The sequence below is a fragment of the Vibrio sp. 811 genome (assembly GCF_033339195.1).
In genome coordinates, this window is record NZ_JAWOUB010000035.1 from 1 (window position 1) to 16,846 (window position 16,846).

Here is a 16,846-nt window from a genome sequence, read left to right on the forward strand (position 1 = left end):
AATTTTAAGCATTTGTAAATAGTTAAAGCAAGTTTATGGAAAACGCTGAAAGTTACCCTATCCCTTTGATAGCCCACAATTTCCTCCAAGAACATAACGCCGCATTAAGGGGTGAACAACGCATTCCACCCAAACTAAACCATTGTGCCGTAAACACTAAAGCCAACGATAGAATGAGAAATGCCAAGCGTTGGGAATCACTCTTAAATGCTTTGTTATGCTTAATTAATCGTCGGGGAATGTCATAGCAATTTTACCCCATTTTTCTTCTTGCTCATCCATGAATAAATCTTCCTGACAAGGATCGTATTTAGGATGGTCACTATCCCAAAAAGGGTATTTCAATAAAGCCTCTAGTCGCCATAATTTCGCCACATTCAAGAGCATCTCGACTTCCCATGGTTCGACAAATATCGTCCCATTATCATGTTTACCTACCAATTTTTCTAACTCGGAAAAATTTTCTTTTTTTGCGTATGCCAGAATCTCATCAAAAACTTTCGGTGGCAAAAAATATTCTTTCATAGTTTATACCTTTTGATTAGTATTTATCATTATCTCAGCCAACTCTTCTAACCGCATTTGCAACTCTCTTGCTGGCATTGGTTTTGAAACGTTAAGTAAAGGATGGTCTTTATCTAAATAGTTAAAACACAATCCTTCTGGCAGCTTTTTACCAACACTTAACTTCCAAGCCCGTCCACTAACGAGCTGCTTTCGTAATTTTTCTAAGGAGTCAGCAAAACTGATTCCAAACTTTCTATTAGGGATAATCAATGCGTTGTCTGGAACAAACGGATCTAATGCATAATGAAGATCCTTTCCTAACCTTAGCTTTTGTAATCCTGGATGAGAGCCCCTACCGCAGCGCCATACATCATTTTGTAAACCTTCCAAAGTTCTTTGGGAGAAACTACAGTATATAGATCTTTAATGTTCAATCGAGTCATAACTTTCCTTGTTTTTTGAGTAAAAATTGTATTCCTATTCATGTTGGAGCATAACGCCTCATTAAGGTGTGAGCAACGCTACTACCAAACCTTAACCATATCACCGTAAACACAAACCCCAACCTTTACACCAAAAATGCCAAGCGTTGGGAATCACTCTTAAATGCTTTGTTATTGCGCTAGTTATTACCGCAAGCCAAAGCACCCTTGATGCTGCTAACATTTTTCAATGTATTATCGAGCAATAAAGGAACTGATATAATGCGAGACTTGATCAAAGCAAAGTCAAAGCTTGAACTACCAGAAGGCATGCTTTCAAGCGTAATAGATGCTATGGCAGATTTGCACCCACAGCTACCTATATTTTTTTCTAGTGTCAGCTTCATATCTACTAGAGTTAGATTGTTACGGTCATAAGTATCGCTAGTATCAATAGAAACACAATTTGAAAGTGTATTCTCGAAGTCAACGAAACTACTTGCAGTCTGCTGCGCGAACGACAAAAAGGGGAGGCAACAAAATAATAAAATACAGATTCTAGCCAACATAAGTTCCACCATTAGTTTTTACATTCGGTTGGTATTTGATACTTAACATAAGCTTCCGAGCATCTGTTTTTTTGATAAACGCTCTAAGTTCATTGAAGAAGCGTCCTTCCACTTCGATACAGCCATGGCTGTATCCTTTAGTTGAATCATGAAGGTAAAAGCCACTTCTCGAAGGTCTGCATCTTTTTTTGGTAACCTCGTCGTATGGTTCAAAGCGCACCCGATTATAGCCCCAGTTAGCCCAGTAAGGATCACACTCGCCTGCGCTTTCTCCACGCGGTATTTCTTGAACCTGCCATGATGGTTTAAGCACACAAAAGCCAGAACCATCATCTTCAGCCAAAGCTCCCAATATAAGAGGAATATAGTATTTTCCCTCTGGGACAGGACCTTTATCTGGAACACACTGGTCTTCAGGGTATTGATAACCCTTCATTCCAGAAGTCGCTTTAAAGGTACCGCGCCCGTGCCACTTCAGCTCTGTTCCTGTATAAACCAAACTCTCCATGTGTAACTCCTTTTCACTTTGAAAAGGCAAATATTCACTCAAATGAATAACGAATTAAACTGTATGTTTTTAGTTTAATTTATCGCATCTTATGCCAGAGACAGGCGGTAATTGAAATTGCGATCAATGCAACACTATCGCCTAGCGCTATAACGCCCTGTTAAGGTGTGAGCAACGCAATACAAAAGCCGCAGCATACCACCTTAATCACTTAACCCAACGCATGGTAAAAATGCCACGCGTTGCGAATCACTCTTGAACAGTTTGTTATGTTGAAACTCAGCACGTGTTTTACATTAAACTTTTACCGCATTTTCAACTGCATCAAGACTTCCAGGTGTCAAAGACAGCTTCAATATTATGACCATCTGGATCATGAACGAAGCAGGCATAATAGTTCTCGGTATAGTGAGGTCGCGGTCCTGGAGCTCCGTTGTCTCGCGCTCCTGCTGAAATAGCTGAGTTATAAAACTCTCGAACCTTTTGCTGACTCGCCACACGGAAGGCAATATGAAAGCTTGTTAAAGCACCCTCAGTCTTAGCACTACAGATCTCGAATAAGAAGCCCTTACCGAGGTCGAAAGCCCAAAATTTACCTTTTTCACCAAATGCAATTTTGTACCCTAGTGGACTAAAAGCTTCTTCATAAAACTTCCGGCTTCTTTCTAAATCACTAACGGGAATTGTAACGTGAACAATCATGTATATACCTAAGATATTGTGTGGAAGAAGAGATTAGCTGAATACCTGTGGGCTTTGAAGCCCTATTCAACATAACGCCCTGCTAAGGGGTGAGGCACGCAATGTCGAAGCCTACGCATACCACCTTAATCACTAAACCCAACGCATAGTAAAAATACCACGCGTGCCGAATCACTCTTGAACAATTTGTTATGTTGAGATGTTAAGCAACGCGTTCATGACTATCTAGCATCTTCACAGGCAACTGGTTTTCAACCAGAAAATGGTAAAATCTTAGATCTTCAATTAAGTCAGGAGAAGCTAGTTCAAAGTCTTGATATGTCTGATTTTTGAAACGAAACCTTACCGTATGTTCAAACCTTTTGGTTTGCGCATACAAAATTTCATTAATATCAGCAGTATTTATACTTGTCCCTAAAAGAGATAAACTATTACCATCAAGCACAACTTCTAGCGACTGTTTCGGTTTAGCTGCTAAATACTCAGCAGCTAAAGATACAGCACAAAAGAATACGATGTATCCTAATTGTGTTAAAAATGGAGCCTTAGATATCTCGACTAAGTAGTAAGCAAACATGCCACAAATTAATACTTTAGTGATAAAGCTATACATTAATTTAAAACTGACCAATTTACTTTGTTTCAATAAAGTTTTCATAACTTCCTTCTCAACATAACGCCCAGTTAAGGGGTGAGCAACGCAATACAAAAGCCGCCGCATACCACCTTAATCACTTAAACCAACGCATAGTGAAAATGCCACGCGTTGCGAATCACTCTTAAACAGTTTGTTAGCTATCTATCAAATTGATACAGTTTTGAATGATGATTGCACTATCAGCTTTACTTTGAGTGTACATCATGCATTGTGCCATAGAGCTATAGCCGCTACTCTTACGTACTTCATGATTCAATTTATCCAGTGCAAGACGAAGAGTTGAAAGATTAAACACTCCGTTATTAACCAAATATTTTACTGTCTCAGGATAAAAACTGGCCATTTCTAAAAATTCAGCTTGCTCATTCACATCATTAAATATATTTCCCCGTTTTAAACACTTTTCGGATAATTTCATGGACAGGATACTACGCTCTTGTTCATTGAAAACTTTTCTTTGCATCAAAATAAAAGTCATCGCCAATGCTGCGTCAACATCGTAATGATCTCTTTGACCACCAACCATTTTTAAGCATTCTTCAAAGCTTTGAATCAAGTCAGGTAAGATTCCATTCATATTATTCCTCCAATTAATATTAGGCAAATTTGTCATTATAGCTAACGCCTTGCTAAGGTGTGAGTAACGCAATACAAAAGCTACCGCACAACGCCTTAATCATCATAAGCCACCGCAAAGTAAAAATGCCACGCGTTACGAATCACTCTTAAGCAATTTGTTAGTACATGCGCTACTTCTATTTATGCGCTCCAAGATATTGAAAAGTGGCATGATATGAAAGGCTTTGAACACTGAAGTGAGACGGGCAGCTACAAAACTTTACCGCCATTGATAGACGAGAGTTGGCTAGAAGAAAAACGCACTGAACTCCCCTACTTTTACTGACTTCAAATTAGAAAAGGATTCTTTCCTCGCACTTCAACAGCCACACAAAAAGTAATCAAGGTTCTCTCAAAAGCCACCACGAAAATGAAGAAGCACCAAAGAAATAGGCTAATAGTTAGAAGCCGTAAACGGAGAAGTCAAAGCAAACACTCCGCATATAGTGCCACCGGAAAGAACGTGAGAGGCACAACCTGAAAGGTGCAAAGACGAGCACCAAAACAGATAAACACCAAAACTTATGACCTTTGATGTAAAACCCGTACTAACGCCTTGTTAAGGTGTGAGGCACGCAATACCGAAGCCTCCGCATAGCACCTTAACCACTAAAACTAACGTATGGTAAAAATGCCACGCGTGCCGAATCACTCTTGAACAATTTGTTATGCCTAAATTGTTTGCAGCTCTTGCCTCATCTGCTCCATCAACTCTTTAGCAACGGCTTGGGTTTCTTTACCTAAACTGGCTAGCTCTTCCTGCAATTTTGCAGATAGCTCATTATTTTGAGATAAGACTATTTCAAGAAATTTACTCATAAATTCATTGGACTTGTCTGAGGACGCTTTTGTCAAAGCTTCCAAACAAGCAAATGTTTCAACCATTTGGTCAGTCGCTGTGAGCTTTAATTTGTTAGACTCTGCTTGTAATTTCATTAAGTCTTCAGTGCTATCACGCATGACCTCTGAGACTTGCGTTCCGAACCAACACAAAACTTCACGCTCTTTGTCTTTATCTCCTACTTGTGCTGCCGCGAGATAATCGTTGAAATACTTGTCAAAGATTGGCTGCATCTTTGCTGGAAGATCAACTTGATGCTTTTTCCCGAACTCATCTAAATTGGAGACATACGCTTCGTATTGAGAAACCTTAAGCTCGAATATTTTTTTCTTCTCTCTGCTTCTAACGATAATCCATGCTTTAAGTTTTCTAGGGCTTTGTCATGACTTTGCTTGTTGAAATATAGAAAGATCCCCCAGAGTGCATTGACTAAACCGAAGACCCAAGCGAAATAATCAGGATTTTCCTGAATAATACTGTAAATAGACTCCATACTTCCTCATTTAGGCATAACGCCGCATTAAGGTGTGAGCAACGCTAATCAGCTAACCCAAACCAAGACACCGTAAACACGAAACCCAACGCGGAGACGAAAATGCCAAGCGTTGGGAATCACTCTTAAATGCTTTGTTATGCCGAAACCAGGAGATTCAAACCTTTCAACATCTTTTGTTGCATCACAGTAATCGTAAATTTGAGAGCTCACTCGCTTGGCTATAAACCAATGACCAACGCAGCACCTCCATATGCCATAATAGGCGTATAAGAATGGAAATATAGGAAAATTATTAATGAAAGTTAGGATTACTATTAGTGGTTTAGGTGCTGGTATCCCCAAACTACCGATAGGAGTCAATTTAATATCCGGCTGCTATATCGAAACAAAGCCTAATGATGGTAAAGCTCCAGCACGTTTATATGGTATTGCTGACTATTTATCTGTAGGTGGAGAATCAAGCACTTTAGTGTTTGGGCACGCTCAAACAGAGTGGATGACTGTAGAAAATGAGTCAGCTCAGAAACTTTTACAGTACGAAAACTTTATTGGAAGCCAAGTTGATGTAGAAGTGAAAGGAACATCCTTTGGTTCTAGTAAAGGTGACGTGACCTTAAAGGTAATCGATAAAATTGGGAACGCTAAATCTGCAATAGACAAATTCAATATAAAAATAGATGCTTATCAACTAGCCTCAACAAAAATCAGAGGTCAAATTAGAGCAATGAAAACTCAAAGCTCTAAGTAGAGGCTTATGATGAAGCGATATTTAAACACCATAAAAAATAAAACATTGAACTTCACTAACAAGCTGTTGCTATTTACAACTATCTTTCTTTTCGGAGGTTATTGTTTCCTAATTCTTTCTCGTGAACATTTTTCGGCCCTTAGCCGCGAATTGTTCGGAGAAACTACCTATATTATGAATTCACTATTCTTAGATATTGCGCTAAGAAGACCTTTGATATTACTACCAATAATTGCATCCATTTTCGTTATAATAAGCTATAGAAAACAACAAAACTCTTACCAAAAAATACGCCTCAATCTAATTAGTGTTTTGTTTTCGTCACTTTTAGTAGGTGCAATATTATACTCTATATATGTTCCGTAAGCTCTTTCGGCATAACGCCGCATTAAGGTGTGAGCGACGCTTGGCTATACTTGAGCGAAGCGAAACTGCCAAGTGTTGAGAATCACTCTTAAATGCTTTGTTATACATTCTTTCCAATGAACTTAAAGTCTATTCCCCACTCGGTTACCGCACGGCCTAAGCCACCAACAAAATCAATTTGAGCGCCTATCGGGTTAGCTAAATCAGCCTTCTTAGAGCCCAAGAGTAGATCTACAGTTTGCTGTGTATTCAAAGCACACCAGTTCAATAGATACTCATTGTAAAAATCGTTGACGGCTTTAAGAGCAGACACTGCATGTTCTGAGCGCCATTTCTTAGGTGCTCGAGGAAACTTTAGCTGTTCCGTGCATCCATAATCCGCTTCCGAAACAGTTGACGAGATTATTTCATATTTGGATTTTTTTACCTTCTGATGAACATAGCTATCCCTGATGGTTTTTAACTCTTTAACCCTTTGGACAACTAGCGCCCCTCTATCAAATTTTTGACTAGGATTTACTTTGTTTAAGAAAAACTCAAATTTAGACAAAAAGGGCATTTTATCAATATCGTCAAAAAACTGTTTCGGTAAATCTAGTGTTTCAATTAAGCAATTGGACTATACTCTAGTAGTAGACAAGTATTAAGGACTGATGCCCTTACGTGCGGCCTGATTACATCATCTTTATAATTGTCTTGATCTATATCTAAGGAGAAATACAGCATATACACTGCATCATACAGCTGATCTTCAAAGTTTCTCAAATAATGAGTTTCATTATCCGCCACTACTTACTCCCAAAATGTATAACGCGCAGTTAAGGTGTGAGAGACGCACATGCACCCTAACCTAAAATAAACTCTGATAAATCCGTGCCTATTTGGGCACCATAACCCCAATGCGTTTCGAATCGCCTTGAACGTCTTGTTATTCCGCAACTAAAGTCGGCTATGTTTACGCCTAATCTTTTGATATGACGAGAAATTTTCGGTATGCAGGCAAAAATCGAAGCCGAAGTATTTGGCAGCTCACTACCTTAAATCGCTTTAGCGTCACTCTTTAATTGCTGCGCCATATTAAGGTGCGCTTAAAGCGCTTTAAAGCTAGCATGGAAATGACCAATATTCGCCCTTTCGCCGCTTTTCCACCCTATTACCCCGCCACTTTCACTCTTAGGCTACAACCACGTACATTCAGCCTGAGAGATCCGTTGCGGAAATAACGCCCAATTAAGGCGTGAGCAACGCTAACACTGAACTTAAGCCATTACGCCGTAAACAAAAAAGCCGATTTGAACTAAAAATGCCATGCGTTGCGAATCGCTCTTGAATTGTTTGTTATGTTTTACCACAAACGACTCACTTTCTTGACAAAGAACTGCTGTGTTCAAGAAATTGTTCAACTCACATCACACGAGTCAATCAACCATTACGACAAGTACGATAAACGCAAAGCGCGTAATAATTGAGACCTCTCACCAAAACCAAAGCGACTTTAAGCAAGATAAATTTTCAGCATAAAGCCATAATTTCAATTGGAGCGACCCTGAAATTCGAATCCTAAAATTGGCGAGAGCCCAAAGTATTTAGACCGCCGATATTGAGTTGCTGAAACCATAAAGCCAAACTACTAAAGCAACCAAAGAAGTAAGCCAAAAACTATTTATTGCTTATAAATCAATGTGAAACATAACGCCGCATTAAGGTGTGAGCAACGCTACTACGAACCTAAACCATTGCGCCAAAAAACACGAAACCCAACCTTGAACTGAAAATGCCAAGCGTTGGGAATCACTCTTAAATGCTTTGTTATGTATAGCGGCTAGAGAGACCAATTGTAGCTTTTGAAAAACACATGATCTATAGGAAGAACCGGGCACAACAATGCCCCTTCAAGCGGCTTACTGACCGCGATTACTTTTGAAACCTCATCAATCATTACACCAACAGATTCAAGAGAACAGTTCTGTTCGACACTTACCCCCCATTTTTCAGCTTGATTAGAAGATATAGGTTGACCTAGAAGAATGGCTACTTTGTTACCTTTTACACTGAGTGTCTGTAAATCACCTTGAGCATTAACTGCCCAATTACATGGAGAAGTTAGTTTTGTTTCAAAAATGGTAGACTCTTCAAACAAAGTACAAGATGATCCATTGTTAACTGACAGATTAAATGCTAACGAAGAAAAACTAACAAACGATAAAAGTAGCGCAGTTATTTGTTTCACTGTTTTATCTCCCAAAACCAAACTTCATCACCAAGATTAATCCAATCAGGGGCGCCTCCCTTCATATGCTCGCCATCCCAAACGTCAATGTGATCGGTACTACCCCACCCATTCCTGATAAAGATAATCCCTCTCCGACCAATTAATGATTTTTCTCTTTGATCTTTAATAAGCTCTTTATTTCCAAATATATTAGGGTTAACAGAGATCCAATTTGCTAACTCTTGGGCTGCTAAAATGTGTCTCGGACTATGTTTAAAGCCAGGGTAGCAGCGCCTATTAGGATATTTTTGGTCAAAAGTTGAAGTGTCGATACCTGTTTCCTCCAGAGCAACCCCCATACGAATAGCACACTGATTAGGAAAATGAGCCCTATCACAAGGAGATTTTGGTTATGGATGGTTTTTCCATAACTTGGCAAATTGAATTACTGACACTGTACGTACCTCACTGAAACAAAAAAGTACTCTAACACACTCAAAATAATCAAACCTATTTCATATTAAATAGTGCGATCATTCTTTCGAAACTCGGATACATAACGCCCAATTAAGGTGTGAGGCACGCGACCACGACACTCAATTTGACCACCGTAAACACTGAACACAACTCAAACCAAAAATGCCAAGCGTGCTGAATCACTCTTAAATTGTTTGTTATAGCGCATTTTCCGACGCGCGCATTACTGACAATACTTTCGATAGTACGTTCGGAATACCCGTGCCTTTTAAGTAGCTAACACTAGTATTACGACTTGTGGTTTCATCGAACAATTCGTGAAACGAGCTTTGTTTTTCAATAACAACAGCAGGTAGTTCATACCCATCTTCATTGAATTGATCTGCTGTAATATCAATAATATAACCATTGCACACCAACCACGCATGGGATTGGTTGAAATTTTCACCTAGCCCATTACCACAGACATACTCACTGTCTAAGTTGTGGTACTGCAATAAATACAGACCTAGCAAATCTGTAGCATCTCCACAGCAACCATTTGGAAAGCCAGAAGAGTGATAAAAACTAGTCATACTATGAAAGTCTGATTTCTCAAAACTCGCCAAAATATCCCTAATTTGATGAATCTTTTTCTTAACTTCTTTATTCAAACCAAACTCCAACATTGCCTTGCGCTATAACGCCGCGTTAAGGGGTGAACAACGCCACCACCTTACCTAAACCATTGTGCCATAATCACAAAAGCTAAACTTTGAACCAAAACTGCCAAGCGTTGAGAATCCCTCTTGAACGCTTTGTTATGTGCGTGCTAAACGGTAGCGCCTTACAGTGCCCTCGTTTTCACTTGTGTAGTTACCAAGATACTCACCGCCGCAGTTTTCGATAACCTTTTGGGATGCAGGATTGTCAATTGAACAAGTAACAATAACTGAGTCAGTGACAACATGGTCTCGCACCCAAGCGAGGAGAAATGAGGCTACACCTTTACCACGAGCTGACGGTCTAGTTTCGTAGCCAACATGCCCAATGACATTTTCTACGTTGGCATTCGTACCTTTACGAATTCGAATAGCACCTAAGATTTCAGAGCCAGATACGCAATAATAAGTTGTGCTGGGTAAATAACCGTTTGGTAATTCAGAAGTTGCCTTAGAACGTTCAGCCAAACCTGATAAATAAGCTTCAGGATCTTGATCAACGCCGAAATACTTAGAGATACCCGACTCCAAACATTCTTTCGCGTAACTCGCTAATATTGGAGCTAAATCTGGACTCGCTTCTACTACTTCCATGTCAATTTTCCTCAAAAGCACATAACGCCCTGTTAAGGGGTGAAGCACGCCATGACTAAGCCTCTGCATAGCACTTCAACACCAAAAACCACCGCATATCAAAAATGCCACGCGTGCTGAACCCCACTTGAACTGTTTGTTAGTACGCTGCCCTTAAAGCATTTGGCACATGCCAAGATGTTGAAATATAGCACGAAACTTATGGCTTAAAACACTGAAGCTAAACGGGACGCTGCCAAACTTAAACTAACTTCAAGACGTAAGTTGGCTAGAAGAAAAACATACCTAACTGCCCTATTTCACCGTTTTCAAATTAACAAAGGATACGGGCTTCGGACTTTAACAGCTGCTTCACAGAGACCTAGCTTTGACGACAATATCTCAACGCTAAAGAAACCACACCAAAGAAATAGCCCAAAAGTTAGAAACCGTAAACGGTGAAATCAAAGCAAACACAAAGCATAAAGTGCCACCGGAGCGAACGTGAACGGCACATTTGATCAGGTGTAAAGTTAGGAAAAGAAACCAATAAACACCAAGACTTTTAACCTTTGATGCCAATCCAGTACTAACGCCTTGTTAAGGGGTGAGCAACGCAATGCCGATGCCGCCGCATACTGCCTTAAACACTAAAACCAACGCATAGTAAAAATGCCACGCGTTGCGAATCCCTCTTGAACAATTTGTTATGTGGTTTTCCCACGTAGCCCTATTAAGTTTCCAAATGGGTCCTCAACTTGGCACATTGAAAGCCCATCTTCAATCTCCATTGGCCCTCGATAAAGACACGCACCGAGTTCTTCAAAATGAGCCAGAGCAACACGTAAATTATCTACTGACCAGTAAACAACCGTACCACTTTTACCAGCCCCAACCTTTTTGTCTGCTTGGACTATTTCTAGTGAGAAACCATTTAGATCAAGCGCTGTGAAGTCAAAGTCAGGATGGTAAATCGGAACGGCTTCGGGGAAAGCTTTCTTGTACCATTCAAGCCCTTTCGCTACATCTGGGACATGAACAAGAACCGCTGATGGATTCATAATTTTTCTCCAACCACATAACGCCCTGTTAAGGTGTGAGCAACGCAATACCGAAGCTTCCGCACACCACCTTAATCACTAAAATCAACGCATAACGAAAATGCCACGCGTTGCGAATCACTCTTAAACAGTTTGTTATGTGCGTACTGTTTGTAGCAATTGCTCTGATAGTTCAGAAAATTGTTCAATGAACCAAGTTGAACCATCATTCATATTGCACTCAAGTTCATTTATAAGTGTTAACTCTCGGGAATTTAGGTCTTGCTTAGCTACGTTTTCAATTGGGTAATGCTCTATATCCCAACCCCGTTTTTGCGCATTAGCTAACACAAGGTGAACGTAACGGTATTTCAAGTTACCTTGTGATTGAAGAGAACCATCTCTCTTTAACACTGGTCGTCGAGACTTTCCTTCGAGAATTTTTGCCACATTAGACTTGTACTCATTCAGCCTCGCTTTCTTCGAGGCTTTGCCAATATAGCGAAACTCCTTTTGTTCAGCAGAGATCTTAATGAAATACAGATATGGTTGAGTGAGATCGATTTGCTTAGGGTTTGTCCAATCAAACATTAAATCAGTCCTTGATAGTTGATTATCACTGATACCAAGATTAACAGACATGGTTATCTAAAGTTTAAGACTTTTTCCAAAGCACATAACGCCCTGCTAAGGGGTGAGCAACGCAATACCGAGGCCGCAGCAAACCACCTTAATCACTAAATTCAACGCATAGTGAAAATGCCACGCGTTGCGAATCACTCTTAAACAGCTTGTTATACAAATTCACTTATGACTATTGATTAAATGTGAACTCAAGCTATTAAGATCTTGATAAATTGAGTCAATTGTAACTCCAAGTAAAGTTAATTCTGAGCGTAGCGTAGCGACTGCACTTTTGCAGAATTTAATTTTTCTAATCCGATCGCTGTTATTACGCTCAAATTGTACATTTACAGGCTCACTCTTCGTACCATGCACAGTGAAGCAACCTTGTTGTGCCAATATTCTTCTGTTTGTATAAGGGGGCTCAATAGCAATCGGAAATGGCTGTGTATTAGTAGCACTATCTTGACGTAAAACTTTAGGTAGATAAGGATCAACATTAGTTTCTTCTTTCAGATCTTTATATGGCACAAATACTTCTCTTCTGTCCATATTGATTTCGTTTAGTGTCAACGGATCCATAACCCACACAACACGGTCGACATCATTCTCTGCTTCCAATGCAAAGTATGCAGCAATCAAAGGACTTTTACTCCAATCTAATAATCTTGTCGGAAGACCATAATGTTGCATCATAGAATACAACTGCCATTGGCAATTTACATCTTCCTTAAAGAGTGATTTTCCATTGATAAGAAAGCCGGAAATTAATGACTCTTCATTACTTGCAGATATATTCCGCCATTTTACTCCTGGCAATAACTCCATATCTTCTCTAGCAATTCCTCGATACCAAATATCTCCATGCCGACTTCCCCACTCAGCTGATATTGATAGTACTAAACTTAAGTAATCAGGTATTGTTGTAACCACTGATTCTGTTGTCATGAAATCTCCATTATTTGTATAACGCCCTGTTAAGGGGTGAGCAACGCAATACCAAAGCCGCCGCATACCACCTTAAACACTAAAACCAACGCATAGTAAAAATGCCACGCGTTGCGAATCCCTCTTGAACAGTTTGTTATGCCTGTGCTGATAAGTGCGACAATATTACCTTGTAGCAAGATTCAAAGTCACTTTCTAAGCCAGGGTCAGAGTAGCCTTTTAAGTGAATACGAAAATCAGCAATACCATCGTTCGTTGTTTCAAAAGTCTCTAGAAACTCGTTTTCCTGTGCGATTATTACTGATGGATTGCCATAGCCTCTTTATTAAATTGGTCTGCTGTTACGTCTATTTTGAAGCCATCTAAATCGAGCCAAACATGAGAATGTAACTCTTCGCTTTTTCCACCGTATTCCCCACGAATTAATGCCGCACCAGACGGTTAAATACGCGGCTAAAATCTGAGAGGAGTCATCACAACAAGCAGAAGGAAACTTACTCACAGACAGGGACGTTCCTACAAAATCGGACGGATTTAAACACTCCATTACACGACGAAAATTTAGGACCAATTCTTGCAGATTTTTCATTTTCCCTCCAAAAGGCATAACGCCGCATTAAGGTGTGAGCAACGCTACCACGAAACCTAATCATACCACCGTAAACACAAAACCCAACGATGGAGTAAAAATGCCACGCGTTGGGAATCACTCTTAAATGCTTTGTTAGCCTTTAGTTTTAATCTTCTACCCAAATATCATTAGGGAGATCTTTTTTATTGGTTTGAGGCAATTCTCTATCAGAATTCTCTGGCCACTCTGGGGATAACGCCATTTTGATATCATCGGCATCTACATAGGCTATAATTTCAACCTGCTGATCTGTCTCCCACACCTCTCCACTCCACAGCATGAAGTCATATCTACCTATAGATTGCCCCAACTTCAGTGCTACAAAGTAAATGCCGGGAGTTGGTGGTGTGCCTTTTTTCCAGTTTAAAGTGGTTTTCATATTTGTTCCTATAAATTTTTATTGCTAAAGCTATCAGCAATATACAATAGGTTATTTTTGTAGGCGTGATGAGCATTATCTAGCAAACCAATAAGTAAATAGCAATTGTCATCAAAATAGTTACTAGAATAGATAAGAGCTGTATTGCTAGTTTTATCAAATGCAAACTTCTTCAAGTTCCAACGCTTGGACGTTTTATCTTTTATATGTATATGTCGCAACCCGGATAATCGAAGCTTTTCGGGAAAATCAAACGTCGTATCTCTCCAAAAATCATGTGGTTGCACACCTTTTTCCTTGTACTCACGAAACTTGTTTTTTAAAGCATCATAAACATCAGGGGAGAGCGAATCTTTAAACGGCTTATAAGCAAATATTCTAACTTTATCACTCATTCACTATTCCTCTTCCACAATGAGTATAGTTTTTGCTATCTCAGCTCGTGACAATATTTTTCTCTTTGAGTTGGCCGCAGCAGAAATAATCCGCACCTTGTCATGCAACGGATCTCCTGAATAAGTTACACATTGAGATTTTGATTTTAATAATACAATAGGTCGATTTTTTATTTTCATTTGTTGATCTCCTTTTCTCGAGAGATCGAAGATATTCAGTCCAAACTTATTTACCTATTTATCAATCGTCGATATGCGACAAAACCAATGACTACTGTGTAACACAATGAAATACGTAGCTGAGTTCGGTAAAAAGGCTAACGCCGCGTTAAGGGGCGACAACGCTATGCCCCCCAAACTTAAGCATTGTGCCATAAACACATAAGCCAAACTTTAAACTAAAACCGCCAAGCGTTGGGAGTCCCTCTTGAACGCTTTGTTATGTTGCGAAGCTCGCTATTACGCGCGTCAGAAACGCTGGTAAGCCAGAAACAAAAAGCTTGATGCAAAATATCGTGTTTGACGAAAAACGTTCGTCGTCAATTTCATCAGCCACCGAACCATCGACCATTGAACCTGTCACCCTTTCCGCGTTATCGCCACCAAAACCACCTTCAGGAGGATACATAAAAAATAATGCTGCTATTCCCCAAAGAATCACCACGGCAAAGAAAGCGTAGTCAGACCAAAAATTAAGACCAAAGAACCCAGTAGATTCCTCAAATGCGACCACAACGGCGGTTGCAATGAGATTGCTGACAACAAAAAACTTCAATAAATTAAGCACTTTATTCCTCGCAACCCTCTAGCAACATAACGCCGCATTAAGGTGTGAGCAACGCTACCACCGAACCTAAACCATTACACCGTAAACACAAAACCCAACCTTGAACTGGAAATGCCAAGCGTTGGGAATCACTCTTAAATGCTTTGTTAGCTTTTGTACACTGCGATGTCAGCATTTTCTAGTTGATATCTTTGTAACAACACCATTGCCTCTTCAGAAACTAAGAGTAGCCCATCATTTGTTACGCTAAAATCGTCTTTACCGATGGTTCCGGATACTTGGAGCCACGAAAAACGAGGTAAAGTACACTCTGGATACAGTTCTTCAAATACGTCAGAAGTAGATATTTCAGCCACTTCCAGATTATATCCTGACAACTGCGATGAACTTAAGGCCGTGGCTAAACGTTCAGTGACTAAAAAGCATGGAAATGAAGTCAATAAATCATCACCTAACCACCCATCAAACTGAAAATGTAGCTTTTCTATTATCGGTGGGTGCAAATCGAAATTTGCCAAAGTATTTTCACCCAAACTCCCAGGAACTTCTGGTTCGATCAAATATTGACTCACTTTACTCTCCCAAAGAAAGCTAACGCCTTGTTAAGGGGTGAAGCACGCAACACCGATGCTACCGCATACCACCTTAATCACTTAAACCAACGCATAGTAAAAATGCCACGCGTGCTGAATCCCTCTTGAACAATTTGTTATACGCGTCCTATCGGTTGTACTTAACCTTATTCAAAACTTCTTTTAGTTCATGCGTTTTATCAAGGTTTACATCATGAATATTGGCTAAAGCACAAACATAGTACAAGACGTCATATAACTCTTCTGCGATTGAACCTTTGAGTTCATCTAACGTTGGTTGCCCACGTTTACCTTTGCGAATTGATTCCGATAATTCGCCAACTTCTTCGATTAGTTTCAAAAAATAGTGTTCAGATTGCTCTGGCGCATAATCGAATTCTTTTATATGACTTTGTAACTCAGATAACTTCATAACATCCTTTTTGTATCATTTTCCATAAAGCGTATAACGCCCTGCTAAGGGGTGAGCAACGCAATACAAAAGCCGCCGCATACCACCTTAATCACTAAATTCAACGCATAGTGAAAATGCCACGCGTTGCGAATCCCTCTTGAACAGTTTGTTAGGCGACATTTCTACGTTTAACTTCTTTCTCATACGAAGATTCGTTGTATAGCCAAATAGCCCAAAATGCGAAAAACATCCCGATCGTGTAAATTGAGTAATTAAGAGCATTATCCGATAAGAAAATCGTAATGCTTGGCGCATCAGAAGATGGATAAAGGAAAATAACATTAAAAATCATGTACAAAATGGCTGTGACGAAAGTGGTTCTGAAAAGCCAATTTAAACATCCTTTCTTTCGCGATTTTTGCCAATTATCAAATGCTTTACCATTCATTAATCCACTCCTTTTCTGTTAACTGAAGCTAGATTCACGCCAGTGATACTATCACTACTCTATCGTTTGTCTCATGTCGCCTAACGCCGCGTTAAGTGGTGAACAACGCCAACCACCAAACCTAAACCATTATACCTTAAACACTAAATTCAACTTGAACTGAAGTCGCCAAGCGTTGTGAATCCGCCTTAAACGCCTTGTTAGGCGAA

General features: G+C 39.8%; 23 protein-coding genes and 1 pseudogene. 1 reads left to right on the forward strand and 23 read right to left on the reverse strand.

The window, feature by feature from the left end:
• Positions 1 to 225 precede the first annotated feature (225 nt).
• From R7Q46_RS23905 to R7Q46_RS23940, 8 genes are all read right to left on the reverse strand, one after another.
• Positions 226 to 525 (reverse strand): hypothetical protein, encoded by a 300-nt coding sequence (locus R7Q46_RS23905; protein ID WP_053350298.1) that lies wholly within the window; start codon positions 523 to 525, stop codon positions 226 to 228.
• A 3-nt stretch (positions 526 to 528) separates the two neighbouring features.
• On the reverse strand, positions 529 to 897 hold the full coding sequence (locus R7Q46_RS23910; RefSeq protein ID WP_053350297.1) for a hypothetical protein: 369 nt from the start codon (positions 895 to 897) through the stop codon (positions 529 to 531).
• A gap of 232 nt (positions 898 to 1,129) precedes the next feature.
• The gene (locus tag R7Q46_RS23915; protein WP_053350296.1) at positions 1,130 to 1,498 is read right to left on the reverse strand and encodes a DUF2195 family protein; all 369 of its coding nucleotides are present in this window, start codon (positions 1,496 to 1,498) and stop codon (positions 1,130 to 1,132) included.
• The gene (locus tag R7Q46_RS23920; RefSeq protein WP_010448432.1) at positions 1,488 to 2,006 is read right to left on the reverse strand and encodes a L,D-transpeptidase family protein; all 519 of its coding nucleotides are present in this window, start codon (positions 2,004 to 2,006) and stop codon (positions 1,488 to 1,490) included. The genes R7Q46_RS23915 and R7Q46_RS23920 overlap by 11 nt, the downstream gene beginning before the upstream one ends.
• A gap of 324 nt (positions 2,007 to 2,330) precedes the next feature.
• Entirely contained in the window at positions 2,331 to 2,708 is a 378-nt protein-coding gene (locus R7Q46_RS23925) for a VOC family protein (RefSeq protein ID WP_053350295.1), read from the reverse strand.
• Positions 2,709 to 2,910: 202 nt separating this feature from the next.
• Positions 2,911 to 3,366 carry a hypothetical protein gene (locus R7Q46_RS23930; RefSeq protein WP_318077827.1) on the reverse strand — a complete coding sequence of 152 codons (456 nt, stop codon included), beginning with the start codon at positions 3,364 to 3,366 and terminating at the stop codon, positions 2,911 to 2,913.
• Positions 3,367 to 3,499: 133 nt separating this feature from the next.
• Positions 3,500 to 3,943 carry a hypothetical protein gene (locus R7Q46_RS23935; protein ID WP_151514861.1) on the reverse strand — a complete coding sequence of 148 codons (444 nt, stop codon included), beginning with the start codon at positions 3,941 to 3,943 and terminating at the stop codon, positions 3,500 to 3,502.
• A gap of 713 nt (positions 3,944 to 4,656) precedes the next feature.
• Positions 4,657 to 5,058, reverse strand: a complete 402-nt coding sequence (locus tag R7Q46_RS23940; protein WP_213872158.1) for a hypothetical protein — start codon at positions 5,056 to 5,058, stop codon at positions 4,657 to 4,659.
• A gap of 558 nt (positions 5,059 to 5,616) precedes the next feature.
• Here R7Q46_RS23940 and R7Q46_RS23945 point away from each other — a divergent pair.
• Positions 5,617 to 6,069 carry a hypothetical protein gene (locus R7Q46_RS23945; protein ID WP_149191759.1) on the forward strand — a complete coding sequence of 151 codons (453 nt, stop codon included), beginning with the start codon at positions 5,617 to 5,619 and terminating at the stop codon, positions 6,067 to 6,069.
• 466 nt (positions 6,070 to 6,535) lie between these two features.
• On the opposite strand, the gene R7Q46_RS23950 is transcribed toward R7Q46_RS23945, so the two are convergent.
• The 15 genes and pseudogenes from R7Q46_RS23950 to R7Q46_RS24030 form a co-directional block, all read right to left on the reverse strand.
• Entirely contained in the window at positions 6,536 to 6,985 is a 450-nt protein-coding gene (locus tag R7Q46_RS23950) for a hypothetical protein (RefSeq protein WP_318077828.1), read from the reverse strand.
• A gap of 1,272 nt (positions 6,986 to 8,257) precedes the next feature.
• A complete protein-coding gene (locus R7Q46_RS23955) occupies positions 8,258 to 8,665 on the reverse strand; it encodes a hypothetical protein (RefSeq protein WP_025769021.1) in 408 nt (135 codons plus the stop codon).
• A pseudogene (locus tag R7Q46_RS23960) lies at positions 8,662 to 9,015 on the reverse strand (T6SS effector amidase Tae4 family protein); the annotation flags it as partial. The gene R7Q46_RS23955 and the pseudogene R7Q46_RS23960, both read right to left, overlap by 4 nt.
• 306 nt (positions 9,016 to 9,321) lie before the next feature.
• Positions 9,322 to 9,777, reverse strand: coding sequence for a hypothetical protein (locus tag R7Q46_RS23965; RefSeq protein ID WP_033907399.1), 456 nt, complete (start codon positions 9,775 to 9,777; stop codon positions 9,322 to 9,324).
• A 147-nt stretch (positions 9,778 to 9,924) separates the two neighbouring features.
• Positions 9,925 to 10,419 (reverse strand): GNAT family N-acetyltransferase, encoded by a 495-nt coding sequence (locus R7Q46_RS23970; protein ID WP_151514866.1) that lies wholly within the window; start codon positions 10,417 to 10,419, stop codon positions 9,925 to 9,927.
• 686 nt (positions 10,420 to 11,105) lie between these two features.
• The gene (locus R7Q46_RS23980) at positions 11,106 to 11,459 is read right to left on the reverse strand and encodes a VOC family protein (RefSeq protein ID WP_025769043.1); all 354 of its coding nucleotides are present in this window, start codon (positions 11,457 to 11,459) and stop codon (positions 11,106 to 11,108) included.
• 135 nt (positions 11,460 to 11,594) lie between these two features.
• Positions 11,595 to 12,029 (reverse strand): hypothetical protein, encoded by a 435-nt coding sequence (locus R7Q46_RS23985; protein ID WP_151514867.1) that lies wholly within the window; start codon positions 12,027 to 12,029, stop codon positions 11,595 to 11,597.
• 213 nt (positions 12,030 to 12,242) lie between these two features.
• Positions 12,243 to 13,010 carry an FRG domain-containing protein gene (locus R7Q46_RS23990; RefSeq protein ID WP_151514868.1) on the reverse strand — a complete coding sequence of 256 codons (768 nt, stop codon included), beginning with the start codon at positions 13,008 to 13,010 and terminating at the stop codon, positions 12,243 to 12,245.
• Positions 13,011 to 13,747: 737 nt separating this feature from the next.
• Complete coding sequence (locus tag R7Q46_RS24000) at positions 13,748 to 14,020, reverse strand: hypothetical protein (RefSeq protein WP_005445731.1); 273 nt, start codon at positions 14,018 to 14,020, stop codon at positions 13,748 to 13,750.
• Between the two features lie 8 nt (positions 14,021 to 14,028).
• Entirely contained in the window at positions 14,029 to 14,415 is a 387-nt protein-coding gene (locus R7Q46_RS24005; protein WP_213872194.1) for a type II toxin-antitoxin system YafO family toxin, read from the reverse strand.
• Positions 14,416 to 14,418: 3 nt separating this feature from the next.
• Entirely contained in the window at positions 14,419 to 14,595 is a 177-nt protein-coding gene (locus tag R7Q46_RS24010) for a hypothetical protein (protein ID WP_154218409.1), read from the reverse strand.
• A 259-nt stretch (positions 14,596 to 14,854) separates the two neighbouring features.
• Positions 14,855 to 15,202: a hypothetical protein gene (locus tag R7Q46_RS24015; RefSeq protein WP_213872195.1), complete on the reverse strand. Its 348-nt coding sequence runs from the start codon at positions 15,200 to 15,202 to the stop codon at positions 14,855 to 14,857.
• A gap of 146 nt (positions 15,203 to 15,348) precedes the next feature.
• Positions 15,349 to 15,774 (reverse strand): hypothetical protein, encoded by a 426-nt coding sequence (locus R7Q46_RS24020; RefSeq protein ID WP_213872196.1) that lies wholly within the window; start codon positions 15,772 to 15,774, stop codon positions 15,349 to 15,351.
• Between the two features lie 148 nt (positions 15,775 to 15,922).
• On the reverse strand, positions 15,923 to 16,207 hold the full coding sequence (locus R7Q46_RS24025) for a MazG nucleotide pyrophosphohydrolase domain-containing protein (RefSeq protein WP_029833179.1): 285 nt from the start codon (positions 16,205 to 16,207) through the stop codon (positions 15,923 to 15,925).
• A 151-nt stretch (positions 16,208 to 16,358) separates the two neighbouring features.
• A complete protein-coding gene (locus R7Q46_RS24030; protein WP_033905615.1) occupies positions 16,359 to 16,637 on the reverse strand; it encodes a hypothetical protein in 279 nt (92 codons plus the stop codon).
• Positions 16,638 to 16,846 lie beyond the last annotated feature (209 nt).

What these genes read in the sequence shown, in the direction of transcription:
- R7Q46_RS23970 (WP_151514866.1), bottom strand. Translation starts at nt 10,419, where the DNA reads ATGGAAGTAGTAGAAGCGAGTCCAGATTTAGCTCCAATATTAGCGAGT.
- R7Q46_RS23915 (WP_053350296.1), bottom strand. Translation starts at nt 1,498, where the DNA reads ATGTTGGCTAGAATCTGTATTTTATTATTTTGTTGCCTCCCCTTTTTG.
- R7Q46_RS24005 (WP_213872194.1), bottom strand. Translation starts at nt 14,415, where the DNA reads ATGAGTGATAAAGTTAGAATATTTGCTTATAAGCCGTTTAAAGATTCG.
- R7Q46_RS23940 (WP_213872158.1), bottom strand. Translation starts at nt 5,058, where the DNA reads ATGCAGCCAATCTTTGACAAGTATTTCAACGATTATCTCGCGGCAGCA.
- R7Q46_RS23925 (WP_053350295.1), bottom strand. Translation starts at nt 2,708, where the DNA reads ATGATTGTTCACGTTACAATTCCCGTTAGTGATTTAGAAAGAAGCCGG.
- R7Q46_RS23990 (WP_151514868.1), bottom strand. Translation starts at nt 13,010, where the DNA reads ATGACAACAGAATCAGTGGTTACAACAATACCTGATTACTTAAGTTTA.
- R7Q46_RS24030 (WP_033905615.1), bottom strand. Translation starts at nt 16,637, where the DNA reads ATGAATGGTAAAGCATTTGATAATTGGCAAAAATCGCGAAAGAAAGGA.
- R7Q46_RS23905 (WP_053350298.1), bottom strand. Translation starts at nt 525, where the DNA reads ATGAAAGAATATTTTTTGCCACCGAAAGTTTTTGATGAGATTCTGGCA.
- R7Q46_RS23985 (WP_151514867.1), bottom strand. Translation starts at nt 12,029, where the DNA reads ATGTTTGATTGGACAAACCCTAAGCAAATCGATCTCACTCAACCATAT.
- R7Q46_RS23920 (WP_010448432.1), bottom strand. Translation starts at nt 2,006, where the DNA reads ATGGAGAGTTTGGTTTATACAGGAACAGAGCTGAAGTGGCACGGGCGC.
- R7Q46_RS23945 (WP_149191759.1), top strand. Translation starts at nt 5,617, where the DNA reads ATGAAAGTTAGGATTACTATTAGTGGTTTAGGTGCTGGTATCCCCAAA.
- R7Q46_RS24000 (WP_005445731.1), bottom strand. Translation starts at nt 14,020, where the DNA reads ATGAAAACCACTTTAAACTGGAAAAAAGGCACACCACCAACTCCCGGC.
- R7Q46_RS23980 (WP_025769043.1), bottom strand. Translation starts at nt 11,459, where the DNA reads ATGAATCCATCAGCGGTTCTTGTTCATGTCCCAGATGTAGCGAAAGGG.
- R7Q46_RS23930 (WP_318077827.1), bottom strand. Translation starts at nt 3,366, where the DNA reads ATGAAAACTTTATTGAAACAAAGTAAATTGGTCAGTTTTAAATTAATG.
- R7Q46_RS24025 (WP_029833179.1), bottom strand. Translation starts at nt 16,207, where the DNA reads ATGAAGTTATCTGAGTTACAAAGTCATATAAAAGAATTCGATTATGCG.
- R7Q46_RS24010 (WP_154218409.1), bottom strand. Translation starts at nt 14,595, where the DNA reads ATGAAAATAAAAAATCGACCTATTGTATTATTAAAATCAAAATCTCAA.
- R7Q46_RS23935 (WP_151514861.1), bottom strand. Translation starts at nt 3,943, where the DNA reads ATGAATGGAATCTTACCTGACTTGATTCAAAGCTTTGAAGAATGCTTA.